Source organism: Pseudomonas sp. Pseu.R1, from assembly GCF_045764065.1.
Taxonomy (GTDB): Bacteria; Pseudomonadota; Gammaproteobacteria; order Pseudomonadales; family Pseudomonadaceae; genus Aquipseudomonas.
Genome location: NZ_JBJGEE020000001.1, coordinates 4,662,185 through 4,676,819, shown reverse-complemented (window position 1 = coordinate 4,676,819; position 14,635 = coordinate 4,662,185). Strand labels below are relative to the sequence as shown.

The 14,635-nt window shown below is 56.7% G+C and carries 12 protein-coding genes; 6 read left to right on the top strand and 6 right to left on the bottom strand.

Translation table 11 applies throughout. The annotated features are described in order from the left end of the window. Window positions 1-51: 51 nt before the first annotated feature. Window positions 52-2,382 carry a TonB-dependent receptor gene (locus ACI5GA_RS21325; RefSeq protein WP_421424189.1) on the bottom strand — a complete coding sequence of 777 codons (2,331 nt, stop codon included), beginning with the start codon at window positions 2,380-2,382 and terminating at the stop codon, window positions 52-54. 199 nt (window positions 2,383-2,581) lie between these two features. On the opposite strand from ACI5GA_RS21325, the gene ACI5GA_RS21320 reads away from it, so the two are divergent. The 5 genes from ACI5GA_RS21320 to ACI5GA_RS21300 all read left to right on the top strand — a co-directional run bounded on the left by ACI5GA_RS21320 (window position 2,582) and on the right by ACI5GA_RS21300 (window position 7,422). Continuing rightward, on the top strand, window positions 2,582-3,262 hold the full coding sequence (locus tag ACI5GA_RS21320) for a Fe2+-dependent dioxygenase (protein ID WP_404637118.1): 681 nt from the start codon (window positions 2,582-2,584) through the stop codon (window positions 3,260-3,262). A gap of 3 nt (window positions 3,263-3,265) precedes the next feature. Continuing rightward, window positions 3,266-4,060, top strand: coding sequence for a tetratricopeptide repeat protein (locus ACI5GA_RS21315; protein ID WP_421424188.1), 795 nt, complete (start codon window positions 3,266-3,268; stop codon window positions 4,058-4,060). A gap of 278 nt (window positions 4,061-4,338) precedes the next feature. Next, window positions 4,339-5,523, top strand: coding sequence for an alpha-xenorhabdolysin family binary toxin subunit A (locus ACI5GA_RS21310; protein ID WP_421424187.1), 1,185 nt, complete (start codon window positions 4,339-4,341; stop codon window positions 5,521-5,523). Between the two features lies 1 nt (window position 5,524). After that, the gene (locus ACI5GA_RS21305) at window positions 5,525-6,523 is read left to right on the top strand and encodes an alpha-xenorhabdolysin family binary toxin subunit B (protein WP_421424186.1); all 999 of its coding nucleotides are present in this window, start codon (window positions 5,525-5,527) and stop codon (window positions 6,521-6,523) included. Between the two features lie 89 nt (window positions 6,524-6,612). Continuing rightward, on the top strand, window positions 6,613-7,422 hold the full coding sequence (locus tag ACI5GA_RS21300; RefSeq protein WP_421424185.1) for a hypothetical protein: 810 nt from the start codon (window positions 6,613-6,615) through the stop codon (window positions 7,420-7,422). A gap of 62 nt (window positions 7,423-7,484) precedes the next feature. On the opposite strand, the gene ACI5GA_RS21295 is transcribed toward ACI5GA_RS21300, so the two are convergent. The 5 genes from ACI5GA_RS21295 to ACI5GA_RS21275 all read right to left on the bottom strand — a co-directional run bounded on the left by ACI5GA_RS21295 (window position 7,485) and on the right by ACI5GA_RS21275 (window position 12,645). Next, window positions 7,485-8,648: a type III PLP-dependent enzyme gene (locus tag ACI5GA_RS21295; protein WP_404637108.1), complete on the bottom strand. Its 1,164-nt coding sequence runs from the start codon at window positions 8,646-8,648 to the stop codon at window positions 7,485-7,487. A 459-nt stretch (window positions 8,649-9,107) separates the two neighbouring features. Next, a complete protein-coding gene (locus ACI5GA_RS21290; RefSeq protein WP_404637106.1) occupies window positions 9,108-10,274 on the bottom strand; it encodes a betaine/proline/choline family ABC transporter ATP-binding protein in 1,167 nt (388 codons plus the stop codon). Continuing rightward, window positions 10,271-10,924 (bottom strand): ABC transporter permease, encoded by a 654-nt coding sequence (locus ACI5GA_RS21285; protein WP_404637104.1) that lies wholly within the window; start codon window positions 10,922-10,924, stop codon window positions 10,271-10,273. The genes ACI5GA_RS21290 and ACI5GA_RS21285 overlap by 4 nt, the downstream gene beginning before the upstream one ends. Continuing rightward, complete coding sequence (locus tag ACI5GA_RS21280; RefSeq protein ID WP_404637102.1) at window positions 10,921-11,889, bottom strand: glycine betaine ABC transporter substrate-binding protein; 969 nt, start codon at window positions 11,887-11,889, stop codon at window positions 10,921-10,923. Before ACI5GA_RS21280 ends, ACI5GA_RS21285 begins: the two co-directional genes overlap by 4 nt. A 42-nt stretch (window positions 11,890-11,931) precedes the next feature. Further along, window positions 11,932-12,645: an ABC transporter permease gene (locus ACI5GA_RS21275; protein WP_404637101.1), complete on the bottom strand. Its 714-nt coding sequence runs from the start codon at window positions 12,643-12,645 to the stop codon at window positions 11,932-11,934. A 331-nt stretch (window positions 12,646-12,976) separates the two neighbouring features. Here ACI5GA_RS21275 and ACI5GA_RS21270 point away from each other — a divergent pair, with 331 nt between their 5' ends. Continuing rightward, window positions 12,977-14,560 carry a peptide chain release factor 3 gene (locus tag ACI5GA_RS21270; RefSeq protein WP_421424184.1) on the top strand — a complete coding sequence of 528 codons (1,584 nt, stop codon included), beginning with the start codon at window positions 12,977-12,979 and terminating at the stop codon, window positions 14,558-14,560. The last annotated feature ends 75 nt before the right edge of the window (window positions 14,561-14,635 follow it).

Genomic DNA, 14,635 nt, shown 5'->3' with positions numbered 1-14,635 from the left:
AAAAGCCCCACCCGCCAAAGGCAAGTGGGGCTTCCTGATTCCGCTTCTTCATTAGAAGTGGAAGCTGGTGGTCACCAACGCCGTACGACCGGCTGCCTGGTTGGCGAAGTGCGCCGCATAGGCTTTGTCGTAATAGGTTTTGTCGGTCAGGTTCTGCACGTTCAATTGCAAATCGACGTTCTTGGTCAGCTTGTACGAAGCCATGGCGTCGTAACGGGTATAGGACGGCACGTACACGGTGTTGGCCGTGTCACCCCAGACCTGGCCGACATAGAACGCGCCGCCACCGATGGTCAGCTTTGGCGTGACGTCGTAAGTGGTCCACAGGCTGGCGCTGTGCTTGGCGGTGTTCGGCAGCTCATTGCCTTTGTTCGGGTTGGCACCGGCGATCACAGTGTTGGTACGGGTGTTGCCGTTGGCGCCCGGATCAACCAGTTCGCTGTCCAGGTAGCTGTAACCGGCGAACACTTGCCATTGGTCGGTGATCTTGCCGCTCGCCGACAGCTCGACACCGTCGACGCGGCTTTTACCGGCGTTCTCGTAGGTGTTGTTGCTCACCAGTACACGGGTGTTGGTCTTCTCGGTGCGGAACACCGCAGCCGTCAACGACAGACGATCATCGAGGAAGTCCCACTTGGTACCGACTTCATAGTTCTTGGTGGTTTCCGGCTCCAGATCGCTGCTCACGATGCTGCCGTCCGCGATCAAGCCGTTACCGTCGGTCCCCTCGTTCAGCATGCCGCCCGGTGGGGTGGCCGATGTGGCGAACGAGGTGTAGATACTGCCGTTCTCAACCGGCTTGTAGACGATACCCGCCTGCCAGTTCCAGAAATGGCTGTTGTTCTTGCTGCGAGTGGTCGCGGCAGTCAGGCTGTCGGTCTTGGCAGAAGTGTCGAAGTTATCGAAACGCGTCCCCAGGTTGACTTGCCATTGCGGGCTCAGCTCGATGGTGTCGAAGGCATAGACCGAGCGGGTGAAACCGATGGTGTTGGTGCCTTTGTAGTTACGCGAGATGGTGCCGGTGTAATCGTCATCCGGATTCGGATTGCTCAGCGAGGTACAAGTGCCGCCGTAGACTTCACCGACCTGGCATCCCAATCCGCCAGGCGAGGTCGCCGCCGGGTTGCTGTTGGCCGGGTTGGCGAAGGTGTAACCGCTGACCTTGCTCACTTCACGGGTCAATTCGATGCCGGTGGAGTAACTGTTCTTGAACCCAGCCAGTTGGAACGTACCGAACAGATCAGTCTGGTTCGTGGTGGTTTCGGTGGTGCTGACACGGGCGTTCGCACGGCGCCACACAGTACCGCGCGTATTGACGTTGTGCTGACTGTCGTCAGGCTGGGTCAGGATATAGTCCTGGCCAGTGTTGCCGTGGCGGAAAGTGTTTTTCAGCGTCATGTCTTCATTGAAGTCATGTTCGAAGCTGATCGTGGAAATGTCGCTACGCGTCTTGCGGAAATCTCGGTCTTTCAGGCCGTAGAAGTTGTTGCTGTTGCCACCGTCTGTCGGCTTGTCATGCACATGCACAGCCGTTGCGGAGTTCGAGCTATAGCCATACGGAATTCCCGAATCCGGCAGGTCGTTGCCTTCAACGTGGTAGTAGCTCAGGTTCAGGCGATTCTCGGTGCCCAGACCGAAAGTCACCGACGGTGCCACGCCCCAGCGGTCATAGTTGATCGCATCACGACCAGCGACGTTCTGCTCGTGGCTCATCAGGTTCAGGCGAAACGCGGCGGTGTCGAGGAACTTGCGGTTGACGTCCAGGGTGTAGCGACGGGTCTGGTCAGTGCCGTAGGTGAAGCTGCCATTGGTGAAGTCATTGGCTTTTGGCAGTTTGCTGATCAGGTTGATGCTGCCGCCCGCCGAGCCACGGCCACCGATGGCGGAGTTCGGGCCTTTGCTCACTTCGATCGATTCAATGTCGAAGATTTCGCGAGACTGCGCGCCGGTATCACGCACGCCGTCGATGTAGGTATCGCCCTGAGCGTCGAAGCCGCGAATGAACGGTCGGTCGCCCTGCGGGTTGCCGCCTTCACCAGCGCCGAAGGTAATGCCCGGCACAGTACGCAATGCGTCCTGCAGCGAGGTGGCGGCGGTGTCTTTCAGGACTTGTTGAGGGATGACAGTGACCGAACGTGGCGTGTCCGACAGCGGAGCGGTGTATTTCTGCGACGCACTCTTCTCGGTCTTGTAGTCGGTGGATTCCTGAGCTTCTCCGGTAATACTGGTCGCGCCCAGTGAAATGGCGTTGCCGTTGGCTTTTTCAGCTTCGTCGGCAGCGTGGGCCATCTGCGATGCGGACATGGCAGTGACGGCCATGCCGATCGCCGAAGCGAGGAGCCGTGGTGAACTGACGGACGGTTGTAAAGACTGGCGCGACATAGTGATTTCCTTCCCCAAGGAATGTTGAGGTCGCGGAATATAGATGTGAATCATTTTTATTCGCATAAAACTTACATTCTTTACAATTTCGCTTTACGGCTTTTTCTTCCTCATCCGTCCACGCGCGCTCGCGGGGGTTTTACACAGCCAATAAGAATCACTACCATTCGCTACCTTTTCGATACAGAGTGGCTGCGCCATGCTCCTACACATTCCCGGCCTGTTTACCCGCGAGGAAGTGCTGCGCATCCGCCAAGCGCTGGAGCAAACCGAATGGGCGGACGGCAAGATCACCGCTGGTCACCAGTCAGCCAAGGCCAAACACAATCTCCAGTTGCCCGAAGGTCATCCTCTGGCGGTGGAAATCGGCGCAGCGATGCTTGAGCGTCTCTGGCAGAATCCGCTGTTCATGTCCGCCGCTCTGCCACACAAGGTGTTCCCGCCGCTGGTGAACTGCTACACCGGGGGCGGCAGTTTCGATTTCCACATCGACAACTCGGTCCGCCAGGCCAAGGGCAGCATCGAACGGGTGCGCACCGACCTGTCGTCGACGTTGTTCTTCAGCGACCCCGATGATTACGACGGCGGCGAACTGGTGATCCAGGACACCTTTGGCACTCGCGCCGTCAAGCTGCCTGCCGGTGACATGCTGCTCTACCCCGCCACCAGCCTGCACAAAGTTAACGCCGTCACGCGCGGCGCGCGCTATGCGTCGTTTTTCTGGACCCAAAGCCTGGTGCGCGACGATGGTCATCGCACGCTGCTGTTCGAAATGGACACAGCGATCCAGCAACTGAGTCGCGACGTGCCCGATCACCCCTCGCTGATTCAACTCACCGGCACCTATCACAACCTGCTGCGCCAGTGGGTGGAGGTCTGACTCATGAACTGGACGCTGCGGCGGGAAGACGCGCTCGACGGCCAACAACTGCGCGCCATGCTGGAAGAAAACCCGGCCAGTGCGGCGCGAGCGATCCTGATCGCGGCCCAGGAAAACATCATTGATGCACAAGCGCTGCTCGCCCAGATCCTGCTGGACGGCACCGGTATCGAACAGGACGCCGCCCTCGCGTTGACATGGTTTCAAATCGCTGCGCGCAACGGCCACGCCATGGCCACCAACATGGCCGGACGTTGCCATGAGCACGGCTGGGGCTGCGAGCCAGACGCAGCCAAGGCCGCCGGGTATTACCGCCAGGCTGCCGAAGCCGAGCTTGATTGGGGTTTCTACAATTACGGCAACCTGCTCGCCACAGGCCGCGGCGTGAACAAGGACCAGGCCCGCGCCCTGGCCTGCTACCGCAAGGCGGCACAATTGGGCCATGCCAAATCCATGAACATGCTGGGCCGCTACCTGGAAGAAGGCGTGTGCTGCGAGCGGGACTTGCCTGCCGCCCATGACTGGTATCGCCGCTCGGCAGAGGGTGGAGATTTCCGTGGGCAGTTCAGCCATGCCGCCGTGCTGGCTGATCATGGCCACATTGAGCAGGCTATCCACTGGTTCCAGACCGCGTTACGCATCGGCAACCTCAACTTCTTGCGTGTCAGTCGCAAGACCCTGCTGGACGCCGCTCATCCGGAAATCCAGGGGCTGGCCATAAGATATCACGAGCGCGCCGCCGAACTGGGCGACGACATCGACAAGGATGAATATCAACGTCTGCTGAAATCGGTTTGATCCCCCTTCAAAGCACTCTCTTCCTCCCCCTTACCGGCACAACCTGCGGCAGGTTTAGATAACTTCATATTTCAAACAATCCCGCCGCCCCTTTGTTTTCAGGGCCTGACAACTTGGAAACAATCAGTATTAGAAACTTCTTACAAGCCAAGACCTATTTTCTTCTTTGACCTTCCACTGTCTGCAACTTAATCTTCGCAGCGTGCGTTCGATATGTTCAACCACGTATTGATGCACTCACACAACGTAACACTCCTATCATTAAAGGATTAATGATCATGACTGCATCTATGGACGCTATTGCAAACAGTGCCGCGACCGATCCAGCGCTGCTCTTCAGTTCTTCGGTTGGAACAGCTGACGGTGAGACCCGTGACAGCGGTCTTATTCTGACCAAAGAACAAATCATCCATATTAGAAAATACGAACTTAGAGGGCTGGCACTGCCAACGACGCTTGCGCGAACCATCGCGTATCTCGGTTATAAATCTGGCGCTGGCAAAGGTTTGGAGCCACCAGATTTCCTCAAGACATTCACGCTGATTCATGGCCATGCCAGCCTGTGGACGCCACTTCGCAATAACTTGGTAACGGTCAATGACCGGCTGGTTCTCTTCGCAGGCTACATGCAAGTCATGGGCGAAACCATGAACGAAGTTTTCAGCGAGATCGTGGCACTCGGCGCGGTGGAGAAATACGGCATCAAAACCCTCGAAGACCTGCGCAAATACCAAGCGCAAGGCGTCAAGTTCCCGGAAATCAGGGTGGATCAGCGAGATGAACTGGGTGAATACCTGAATGACGTCCTGAAAAAAGTCAAAGAGCGCCAGGCGGAAGCCAACAGTATCAAGGTTCGTCTCGATCATTTCGGCAAACAACTGGCCAACGAAGTGGCGCCAGAAATCAAACTCAAGCTGAAGCTCATCGACAACAACAAACTCGGTGATGAAGTCAAGGCACTGCGCGTAAGGATCGAAAACCGGGCTAAAGATATCGAGGAAAAAAACAAGGAATACTCGCAGTTGGTGAAAGACGCTGTTTCAAGCGCGCTGAGCAATATTGTCACGATGATCTACTCCAGCGTGCAGGCGGAAAAGGTTCGCAAAGAGCGCAAAAAACTGCGCGACCAGCAAGAAGCCGACATCAAAGCACTTGAACTGAAAGAAACGATCATCGGGTCGTTGGAACGTGTTCGCATGGACTTTCAGGATCTGGACATGATCGTGCTCGATGCTGACCTTGCCACCAAAAACCTGATCACGGTCTGGAGCACGATCAATACCTTCGTGACCGAATCCAGTGTTGAAGTCGATGCCATTCACGATGGATTGTCGATGCGCCGCTTCAAGAACAAATTCAATCTGGTTGTCGCCCCTTGGAAGACCATCGAAGCCGATACCCGTGAATTACAAAGAATTTTTGCCGAGGCCGATCAAGCGGCCCGGTCGATCAATGGAGTCTGATATGAACAACGTCACTTATTTTCCTTCTGTCGTAAACTACCCCGAAATCAACGTCGCACTGCTTCGCGAAGCATTCCGTACGACGCGCGAGGCCCGAATTGAAGTCGAGGCCCTCTACATCAAGACCGACTACCTTCCAACGGCCTACAACCATGTCATCCAAATGGCCAGTGTCCTTGAAGACGCAGAGCTTAAACTTCGTGAAGTCGTCCTGACCCTTGATAACAAGGTGCGGCTCCACGTCCCCCCTTTGAGAGCCCTTCAAACGGAACTCAAGACGTCCACGGACGAAGACCGCGCTGAGATTCTGGAAGACATCGTGGAAGCGGCGTCTAAGATCATCAATGTCATCCGGGCCGAATACAGTACGTTGAATCATTTGCAAAAGCGTACAAATGTCGCACTGGACCGAGCGACGACCGCCAAATATCAAGAGCAACTGGAAAAAGATATTGCTCGGGTACCGCCAGAAATCGAGGAAATAAAGGAACGGCGTGCGACTCTGGACGAGAAACGTAACGTGTTGACCGAAGCTATGGCACTGATCGAAGCGAAAGGGTTTGCGCAGGTGGGCATGGAGACCATGCTCAACGCTCAGGAAATTCAGAAACTGGCGATGGCAGGCCCAGAAGTGGCCGTCGTCGAGAAGGCGATCGAACTGGCCCAGCAGGCCCTGGAAAAATTGGAATCGGTCATCAACTACAACAACTTGATGGAGGCGCGAAATGCGTTGCGCAAACAAATCAATCAGTTGAACGCCGTGATTCGGGACAAAAGCCAGCATCTGGGCATGATTGAGCTGAAAAAAGAGTTGATCATCGCCGCACATGACTTTGACAATCAACGGATGCGCTACAGCACCGAATTCAATAAATTCGTCGCCTCCACGCAGTCGTTCCTTGGTGTTTATCAAGCGATCGATGTGCAAGACGACAACACAATCTCTCAACTGGTGAATGACTCACTTGCCTTGGCAAAACATTTGAACGTATTGGCCTGATCAAGCACTCGTCGTGACGGTGGGTTGTTCCCATCGTCACAACGCTGAACACATGACTGTTAATTCGATTCATGATGAAAGGAATCAGCATGAGCGTTACCTACATAGACCAACGTCAATATGACAGCATCGTCACCTGCATGGAATTTTTAAAACCGTCCTGGTCAAAGCTCCGCGAACTTTACAAACTCATGGGAGTTCAAAAAGTCGGGCTTGCTCCACCGCCAGACGAGGAAATGAACATGGCAAGAACCAGAGCTGAAGGGTGGTACAGTCGGATTTACCTACCGAGACACCAGAGCTATCAGGTCGCGATGCAGGACAGCATTCACTTTGTTGACTACTTGCTGGGTTATTTATCCCGTTTATCCGCATCGGCCAAGAAACGTCCATTTTCTTCGATCGCAGAGATTCCACGCCCTCCCGGCCCCAAACCTAATTTTGCATCATTACCCTTCTCGAATAGCTTGAATCAGTTCTTGTTTCATAAAAACTGGATTCACTCCATACACATGAATTCCAGTGGAGATGCAGGCGACTATTTTCCAATCCGTGAAGCGGTCTCCAAAGCGCTACCCAACATGATATACGCACTCAATTTCCACATCAGTTCTATTGGCAAGAACAGACTGGGTGCTGCAAGAAACACTGTGCTCTCCGATTATTTAAAGCAGGCACAACACAATTATGAAGGGGCCGTTACCGCACTGGCCAACTATCAACTGCAGTCTCGACGTCTTGAGATGGCCACGCAAAGCGCTCATGAGATTTTTCAAACGCTGGACAAAGTACGTGACTTGCGCAAAATGCAAAGCCAATTGTCCATCGCCAGGATGTACCTCAAAGAAGCGCAACATCATAGAGAGCAAATAATTAGTGTCATCGCCAATCATCGATAAACCGTTTTCGAATGCATAAAAAAACCCGCAATCACTTGCGGGTTTTCGTTACAGCGTCAGCTTCAGATGTAGAACGACTTCAGTGGCGGGAAACCGTTGAATTCAACAGCGCTGTAGCTGGTGGTGTACGCACCGGTGGATAGCCAGTACAGGCGATCACCGATGGCCAGGTTCAGCGGCAGGCCGTACTTGTAGTTCTCATACATGATGTCGGCGCTGTCGCAGGTTGGACCGGCGATCACGACTTCTTCGACCTCACCCTTCTTCTCAGTCCAAATGGGGAACTTGATGGCTTCGTCCATGGTTTCGATCAGGCCAGAGAACTTGCCCACGTCGGTGTAAACCCAGCGCTCGACGGCGGTGCGGGATTTGCGGGCGACCAACACGACTTCACTGACCAGAATACCGGCGTTGGCGATCAACGAACGGCCCGGTTCCAGAATGATTTCCGGCAGGTCATCGCCGAAGTCTTCTTTCAGGAAGCGAATGATCTCTTCCGCATAGGTTTCCAGGCTGTTGGTACGGGTGATGTAGTTGGCCGGAAAGCCGCCACCCATGTTGATCAGCTTGAGCTCAATGCCGTCTTCTTCTTTCAGACGCTCGAAGATCACCTTCACTTTGGCAATCGCGGCGTCCCACACGCTGATGTCGCGCTGTTGCGAACCCACATGGAAGGAGATCCCATAAGGCACCAGGCCCAGGTCACGCGCCAGGATCAGCAGGTCCATGGCCATGTCGGTCTGGCAACCGAACTTGCGCGACAGTGGCCAGTCGGCAGTGGTCGAGCCTTCGGTCAGGATGCGGACGTAGACTTTCGAGCCCGGCGCGGCCTTGGCGATGTTGCGCAGGTCGGCTTCGGAGTCGGTCGCGTACAGACGCACACCCTTGTCGTAGAAGTAACGGATGTCCTTGGATTTCTTGATGGTGTTGCCGTAGCTGATGCGGTCCGGGCCAACGCCGCGGCCCAGCACTTTGTCCAGCTCATAGATCGAGGCGATGTCGAAGCTCGACCCTTTCTCTTTGAGCAGGTCGATGATTTCGACGGCCGGGTTGGCCTTGACTGCGTAGTAAACCTTGGCGAATTCGAAACCGGCGCGCAGGTCATCGTAGGCCTGGGCGATCATTGCGGTATCGATGAGCACGAACGGGGTTTCTTGCTTGTCGGCGAACGCCTTCATTTTGGCGAAGGTGTTTTTCTCGAAATAGTCTTCGACCTGAATCGACATGCGGCGGGTACTCCTGTTGGCAAACGGTTAAACACAATGGGTGCGAGCCCTCAAGCTCATGAACGTCCTCCGTATCCCCACTTTGGTTCGCCTACTTCCCAAGGCCGTTGACCAAAAGCAAAAAGGCCATGGGATACGAGTTCCCTTGGCCTTGCTGTCTCGTCGTCAGTACTTGAGCCGGATGGATCGTTTCCAGCATGGACGTTCGGCGCGAACTTTAGGACTTGAAGGGCTGGAGATCAACAAAAAATGTCGCGTTTCTGCCCGTTTTTGCCAGACGGGCATGTGCGCTCGTTCAATCACCCTGTAGTAACCGACCGATGTGACAGGACGATGTTCCCGCAGATCCAAATTGTAGGAGCGCGCTTGCCCGCGATTGCGGCGTGCCAGACAGCACATTCGTCACAGGCATAATGCAATCGCGGGCAAGCGCGCTCCTACAATATGTTCGGCGTCACATCACACCGATGCCTGCTCCGCCACCTCCGCAGGCGAAACGATGTTGGTTTTTTTACCCCGCGATTGCCCCGAACTCAGATAAGCCGCAATCGACTCTTGTGTCACCTCGCCAAGGAACACGTTCTCGGCATCCAGCACCGGCAGCCACGCTCTGTTGAATTCGTACATGCGTGACAGAAGAATCCGCAAGTGCTCGTCATACGCTGCCGTGGCATTGAATGGGCGCAGGTATTGTTCACAGCTGCCAGTCTGGCGATGCAGATCGCGGCGGCGCACATAGCCCTTGGCCTTGTTCTCGGCATCGGTGACGACCACGTAACGACGGTCGTTCTCGTCCATCACTTCCAGTGCATCGGCCACCGGTGTTTCCGGGCTGACGGAAGGCGCGTTGTCGGCGGCGTCTTCGGCCTTGACCAGCAGCAGGCGTTTGAGCGTGCTGTCCTGGCCAACGAAGTTGCTGACAAACTCATCCGCCGGATGGGCCAGCAGCGTATCGGGATGGTCGATCTGCAAAAGCTTGCCTGCGCGGAAGATCGCGATTTTATCGCCCAGTTTGATCGCCTCGTCGATGTCATGGCTGACCATGATCACGGTCTTGTTCAGCGCCCGCTGCATCTCGAAGAATTCGTTCTGGATCATCTCGCGGTTGATCGGGTCCACGGCACCGAACGGCTCGTCCATCAACAGCAGCGGCGCATCCGCCGCCAACGCACGAATCACCCCGATTCGCTGTTGCTGGCCACCCGACAATTCACGCGGGTAGCGATGCAGGTATTGCTTGGGCTCCAGCTTGATCATGCTCATCAATTCGCGAGCGCGGTCGTGGCATTTCTGTTTGTCCCAGCCCAGCAGCTTGGGCACGACCACAATGTTTTCCTCGATGGTCATGTTGGGGAACAGGCCGATCTGCTGGATCACATAGCCGATGTTGCGACGCAGGGTCACTTCGTCCAGTTGGGTGGTGTCTTCGCCGTTGATCAGGACCTTGCCGGAGGTCGGCATGATCAGGCGGTTGATCATTTTCAGCGTGGTGCTCTTGCCGCAACCGGACGGACCGAGGAACACGCAGATTTCGCCTTCGTTGACGGTCAGGCTCACTGAGTCGACCGCCTTCACTTCCTTGCCGTTGCTTTGAAAAATCTTGGAGAGGTTCTGGAGTTCGATCATTTCAGGAGTCCTTTTGGAGTCAGCGAGCGTTGCAGCCATTGCAGAAGCAGGTCAGCGAAGATGGCCAGAATGCTGACCAGTACGGCGCCAACGATCAGCATCGACATGTCGCTGCGGCTAATGGAAGCGAGAATGAGGACGCCGAGACCACCGGCGCCGATGGTCGCGGCGATGGTCATGACGCCGATGTTCATGACCACGGCGGTGCGCACGCCTGCGAGAATCACTGGCACGGCAATCGGCAGTTCGACCATGCGCAGGCGTTGGCCGAAGGTCATGCCGATGCCCCGCGCGGCTTCGCGAATGCCGGGCTCAACGCCAGTCAATGCCAGGTAGGTGTTGCGCATGATCGGCAGCAGTGAATACAGGAACACGGCGGTGATGGCGGGCAACGGACCCAGTCCCTGACCGAACTTGGAGTAGAACGGCAGCAGCAAGCCAAACAGGGCAATCGACGGCACGGTCAGCAGCACCGTGGCGCTGGCTTGCAGGGGACCGGCGAGTGTGGGGAAGCGGGTCATGAGCACGCCCAGCGGTACACCTACCAGAATCGCCAGCGACACGGCGATGCCGACGAGGGTGATGTGTTGCAGGGTCAGGTGCATGACCTGATTCCAGTCCAGATGGGAGAAAGCACTCAAGAAGCTCATAGTTTCTCCTCCTGTTTTTCCACAGGGGTTTGCTTGATCGGCACACTCTCAGCGGAAGGATTGATCGGGTGAGTACGCAGAAAGTCTGCCGCCACAACAGTCGGACTTTCGTGATCGACGTCGATACGTGCGTTGAGGTCGATCATGGTCTGGTTATCCAGCAGCGCGGCCAGCGGCTTGAGTTGCTCGGCCAGTTGCGGATGCTTGTCCAGGTATTCTTTGCGAATCACTGGCGCGGCGGTGTAGTCAGGGAAGTAGTGCTTGTCGTCGTCCAGCACCTTGAGCTTGAAGGCGTTCAGGCGGCCATCGGTGGTGTAGACCAGTCCGGCAAAGACCTGCCCGTTTTTCAACGCGGTGTAGACCAGACCGGCGTCCATCTGACGAGTGTTTTCACGACCCAGGTTCATGTCGTAGTGCTTGACCAGCCCCACCAAGCCGTCGGAACGGTTGGCGAACTCAGTATCGAGCGCGACGATGTGACCCTCCTTTGCCTCCTCCTTGAGCAAGGTTGTCAGCCCGGAGATGTTGGTGATCTGCGGGTACTGCTTGGCGATCTTGTCCGGCAGCGCCAGCGCGTAGGTGTTGTTGAATTTGGACGGCGAAAGCCAGACCAGGCCCTTCTTCGCGTCCAGCTCCTTGACCCGCTGATAGGTCTGCTCGCTGTCGAGTTTTTCGTCGACATGGTTGTAGGCCACCAGCGACACCCCGGTGTATTCCCAGAGCATGTCCAGCTGGCCACTCTCCTGCGCACTGCGCGCCAGGTTGCTGCCCAAACCGCCGGTAATCTGGACCTGATAACCCTTGTCGCGCAGGTATTGCGCCGTCAGCTCGGCCAGAATTGTCTGCTCGGTGAAGACCCGCGCGCCGATGCGCAACACAGGCCGTTCGGCAGGCGCGTCAGACGCCTGGGCAAATCCGGACAACAGCAAGCCCGCGCCCACTATTAATGTGCATAACTTCTTCATCAAAATTCCTTTCTCTCGGTAGCTCGCCCCACAGTGACGGGATCAGCGAGCCAGCCCTCGTTCCAGCCACAAGCGGCTTGCCAACGTCACGGCGCCGTCGAGCAGCAGTGCCAGCAAAGCGGTACACGCCGCACCCAGCACAAGCTGCGGCTGATTGTTCAGCGCGATACCGGGGAAGATCAGGCTGCCGAGGCTGTTGGCACCGATCAGAAACGCCAGAGGCGCCGTGCCGACGTTGATCGCCAGTGCGACCCGTACACCGCCGACAATGATTGGCACGGCATTGGGCAGCTCGACGCGCCACAGCACCTGACGCGGTGTCATGCCGATGCCGGTGGCGGCTTCTTTAAGGGAACCCTGAACGTTTTTCAGGCCTTCGTAGGTGTTGCGCACGATGGGCAACAGAGAGGCGAGGAACAGCGCGAAGATCGCAGGCCCACTGCCGATACCCAGGACACCCAGGGCAATGGCCAGTACTGCGAGGGGAGGAACGGTGTTACCGATGTTGAATATCTGCATGAAGCGTTCGGCGCGGCCAACCATGTTCGGTCGGCTGAGCACAATGCCGGTCGGGATTCCGACCACCAGTGCCGCCAGCATCGATGCCAGAACCAGCATCACGTGGGCTTGCAGATAAAACAGCAGATCGTCCTGATACTGCTTGAGCGTATCGATGCCGATCCAGTGGATCAGCAGGGCCAGGAGTACGATAGCGATCGCACCTCCCATCAGCCCCTTGCCATAGCGATTAGCCACGGGCGGACTCCTTATTTCAGTCGGCGAACGTATCACGTAGACGGGCCTTTTCAGGCCGCCAGCGAAGGTTCGCGAAGAGCAGCGGGTGGGTCGCCGGTAAGGGTTTAACCTCGGCGAAAACACGAGCCATGAGCGCAGCTTCGTCAAGCTAACTTGCTGATTTTGCGTCCCTTGGCGTTGGGTATAGCCAGGGAGTGGACGTCTCCGGAACCGCAAAGGTTCCCACGTGAGATGCTATTTGGCCACCCTTGATTGACTGAACGGTTCGGATATTGCTTTCGTTTGGGCTATAATCGCCGCCCTTTTTTGAATCACCTCTCGGGCGTTTCCCATGACCATACAGGCCGCCGAAGTCGCGAAGCGCCGCACTTTCGCCATTATTTCCCACCCCGACGCCGGTAAGACCACCATCACGGAAAAGCTGTTGCTGATGGGCAAGGCCATTGCCGTCGCCGGTACGGTTAAATCCCGCAAGTCCGACCGCCATGCCACGTCCGACTGGATGGAGATGGAGAAACAGCGGGGTATTTCCATTACCACGTCGGTCATGCAGTTCCCGTATCGCGAACACATGATCAACCTGCTCGACACCCCGGGCCACGAAGACTTCTCGGAAGACACCTACCGTACGCTGACGGCAGTGGACTCGGCCTTGATGGTGCTCGACGGCGGTAAAGGTGTAGAGCCACGGACCATCGCTCTGATGGACGTCTGCCGTCTGCGCGACACGCCGATCGTCAGCTTCATCAACAAACTCGACCGCGACATTCGCGACCCGATCGAGCTGCTGGACGAAATCGAAGCGGTCCTGAAGATCAAGGCAGCGCCGATCACCTGGCCAATCGGCTGCTATCGCGACTTCAAGGGCGTGTACCACCTGGCGGGCGACTACATCATCGTTTACACGCCAGGTCACGGTCACGAACGCACCGAAACCAAGATCATCCAGAAGCTGGACTCCGACGAGGCCCGCGCGCACCTGGGTGACGAGTACGAGCGTTTCCTCGAACAGCTTGAGCTGGTGCAGGGTGCCTGCCATGAGTTCAATGAGCAGGAATTCCTCGACGGCCACATGACCCCGGTGTTCTTCGGTACCGCGCTGGGCAACTTCGGTGTTGACCACGTGCTGGACGCTGTTGTGGACTGGGCGCCGATGCCATTGGCGCGGGTTGCCAACGAGCGCACGGTGGAACCGGTCGAAGAGAAATTCAGCGGCTTCGTGTTCAAGATTCAGGCGAACATGGACCCCAAACACCGCGACCGTATCGCCTTCATGCGCATCTGCTCGGGCAAGTACGACAAGGGCATGAAAATGCGCCATGTCCGCACCGGTAAAGACGTGCGTATCGGTGACGCCCTGACGTTCTTCTCCAGCGAGCGTGAGCAACTGGAAGAAGCCTACGCGGGCGACATCATCGGTCTGCACAACCACGGCACCATCCAGATTGGCGACACCTTCACCGAAGGCGAAGCGCTGGGCTTCACCGGTATCCCGCACTTCGCGCCGGAGCTGTTCCGCCGTGTGCGTTTGAAGGACCCGCTGAAATCCAAGCAATTGCGTCAGGGGCTGCAACAACTGGCCGAAGAAGGCGCCACGCAGGTGTTCTTCCCGCTGCGCAGCAACGACATCATTCTCGGCGCGGTCGGTGTGCTGCAGTTCGATGTGGTCGCCAGCCGCCTGAAAGAGGAATACAAGGTGGAATGCTCCTACGAGCCGATCACCGTGTGGTCTGCGCGCTGGATCGATTGCGGCGACAAGAAGAAGCTCGAAGAATTCGAGAACAAGGCCGTGGAAAACCTTTCGGTGGACGGCGGCGGTCACCTGACCTACCTGGCGCCAACGCGGGTCAACCTGAGCCTGATGGAAGAGCGCTGGCCGGATGTGAAATTCCGCGCGACGCGGGAGCATCACTAAGCCGTAGTGCAGTTGATCGTTCCCACGTCGAGGCGTCGAACCGTCCGCGTGGGAATGCATCCCGGGACGCTCCGC

Excerpts from the sequence above, each read along its gene's own strand:
- ACI5GA_RS21325 (WP_421424189.1), bottom strand. The coding sequence starts at position 2,382 with ATGTCGCGCCAGTCTTTACAACCGTCCGTCAGTTCACCACGGCTCCTC.
- ACI5GA_RS21320 (WP_404637118.1), top strand. The coding sequence starts at position 2,582 with ATGCTCCTACACATTCCCGGCCTGTTTACCCGCGAGGAAGTGCTGCGC.
- ACI5GA_RS21315 (WP_421424188.1), top strand. The coding sequence starts at position 3,266 with ATGAACTGGACGCTGCGGCGGGAAGACGCGCTCGACGGCCAACAACTG.
- ACI5GA_RS21310 (WP_421424187.1), top strand. The coding sequence starts at position 4,339 with ATGACTGCATCTATGGACGCTATTGCAAACAGTGCCGCGACCGATCCA.
- ACI5GA_RS21305 (WP_421424186.1), top strand. The coding sequence starts at position 5,525 with ATGAACAACGTCACTTATTTTCCTTCTGTCGTAAACTACCCCGAAATC.
- ACI5GA_RS21300 (WP_421424185.1), top strand. The coding sequence starts at position 6,613 with ATGAGCGTTACCTACATAGACCAACGTCAATATGACAGCATCGTCACC.
- ACI5GA_RS21295 (WP_404637108.1), bottom strand. The coding sequence starts at position 8,648 with ATGTCGATTCAGGTCGAAGACTATTTCGAGAAAAACACCTTCGCCAAA.
- ACI5GA_RS21290 (WP_404637106.1), bottom strand. The coding sequence starts at position 10,274 with ATGATCGAACTCCAGAACCTCTCCAAGATTTTTCAAAGCAACGGCAAG.
- ACI5GA_RS21285 (WP_404637104.1), bottom strand. The coding sequence starts at position 10,924 with ATGAGCTTCTTGAGTGCTTTCTCCCATCTGGACTGGAATCAGGTCATG.
- ACI5GA_RS21280 (WP_404637102.1), bottom strand. The coding sequence starts at position 11,889 with ATGAAGAAGTTATGCACATTAATAGTGGGCGCGGGCTTGCTGTTGTCC.
- ACI5GA_RS21270 (WP_421424184.1), top strand. The coding sequence starts at position 12,977 with ATGACCATACAGGCCGCCGAAGTCGCGAAGCGCCGCACTTTCGCCATT.